Raw genomic sequence first — 255 nt, forward strand, 5'->3', positions numbered from 1 at the left:
TCGAGGGTCCTGCGGTGACGGTGGACACGGCGTGTTCGTCGTCGTTGGTGGCGTTGCACCTGGCGGCTCAGGCGCTTCGGGCGGGTGAGTGTGATCTGGCGCTGGCCGGTGGTGTGACGGTGATGTCCACGCCGGAGACCTTCCTGGAGTTCTCGCGGCAGCGGGGGTTGGCGTCGGACGGTCGGTGCAAGGCGTTCTCGGACGGTGCGGACGGCACGGCCTGGTCGGAGGGCGTGGGGCTGTTGCTGGTGGAGC

Annotated in this window: 1 protein-coding gene; it reads left to right on the forward strand. The window is 69.8% G+C overall.

Going from position 1 to position 255, the window contains the following annotated elements; translation table 11 throughout:
- The coding region (locus JS756_RS39200) for a beta-ketoacyl synthase N-terminal-like domain-containing protein (protein ID WP_275892798.1) at positions 1–255 on the forward strand (255 nt) is incomplete at both ends.

This window comes from Streptomyces actuosus (assembly GCF_016921115.1).
In the GTDB taxonomy this organism is placed as follows: domain Bacteria; phylum Actinomycetota; class Actinomycetes; order Streptomycetales; family Streptomycetaceae; genus Streptomyces; species Streptomyces actuosus_A.